2 protein-coding genes are annotated in these 1,255 nt (G+C 39.8%); one reads left to right on the forward strand and one right to left on the reverse strand.

Going from position 1 to position 1,255, the window contains the following annotated elements; translation table 11 throughout:
- A partial coding sequence (gene tnpC, locus ASU35_RS05340) for an IS66 family transposase (RefSeq protein WP_147525387.1) occupies positions 1 to 864 on the forward strand: 864 nt, incomplete at its 5' end.
- A gap of 195 nt (positions 865 to 1,059) precedes the next feature.
- On the opposite strand, the gene ASU35_RS19855 is transcribed toward tnpC, so the two are convergent.
- Positions 1,060 to 1,255: hypothetical protein (locus ASU35_RS19855; RefSeq protein WP_207644123.1), on the reverse strand; the 196-nt coding region annotated here is incomplete at its 5' end.

The raw sequence follows: 1,255 nt of genomic DNA on the forward strand, positions 1-1,255 counted from the left end.
GGAGTATTTAACATTCCGATTGCGACAGGAACGATCAGCAGCATGGTAAAAAGATGCGCTGACAGTCTGAGTGAAACAGTAGGTAAGATCAAGGATAAAATGATCGGTTCCGCACTTGGACATTTCGATGAAACAGGAACCAGAGTGGATAAAAAACTCTGGTGGGTTCATGATGCCTCAAACGGTGAATACACCTATCTTGATATCAGTCCCAAACGTGGAAATGCAGGCATGGAACAATGCGGTGTTCTCCCGGAATTCAAAGGGATTGCCATGCATGACTGCTGGGCTTCCTACTGGAATTATCCGGATATTCAGCATGCAGTCTGCTGTGCCCATCTTCTCCGTGAATTAACGGGGATTGATGAAAATTATCCTGAGCAGAAGTGGGCATCTGCATTTATAGACCTTTTACTGGAAATGAAAAAGGTCAAAGACAAAGCGGTAGAGAAAGGTAAGGACTTTCTGAGCTATTATCACTATCATAAGTTCGAAAAAAAGTATGATGAACTTCTCGAACAGGCTCGGAAGGAAAATCCACTTCCCGAAACCACGGAGAAAAAACGTGGTCGGAAGAAAAAAGGAAAAATCCTTGCCCTTGTAGACCGCCTTGCGAATTACAAGGCCTCAGTCTGCCTTTTTATCCATAACTTCAATGTTCCGTTTGATAACAACCAGGCAGAACGTGATCTTCGGATGATAAAGGTCAAGACCAAAGTATCCGGATGCTTCCGAACAGAGGAAGGTGCCAGAGATTATCTAAAAATCATGTCCTACGTAGGCACGGCACATAAACAGGGATACAATGCTTACGAAGCAATCAAAAATGCAATCTCAGGTCATACTGATTTCATCTTTGAATAAGGATGGTTCTGAATAGTTACTAATTTATTACAAATTGTTACCAGATTTTCTTTCCCTTATTTTTTCCCTTATGAGGGTTCATAACCAAGGGTAAAACGGTATAACACGATACAAGATGTGATGAATAGGACACCAACAAAAACTTTAGTGTTTTCAAGGGTCTGCCGAGATTTTTATAACAAGATATAACAGTTATTAAATCCCTAAAAATACCTCAAGTGAGAATTCAAATTTCCAAATCATCCATATAAGTTTAAAGTCTGGTAAAACTAAAGTAAGAGAGCTGTTTTTACCAGGCTGGTCAAAAAGAAATTTAAAACTAATGATAAGGCGGTTCACTTCCACAAAGACGATGAAAACCTGATGCAGATGATTTATATGGAACACTTTA

Source organism: Acetivibrio ethanolgignens, from assembly GCF_001461035.1.
Lineage (GTDB): Bacteria > Bacillota > Clostridia > Lachnospirales > Lachnospiraceae > Velocimicrobium > Velocimicrobium ethanolgignens.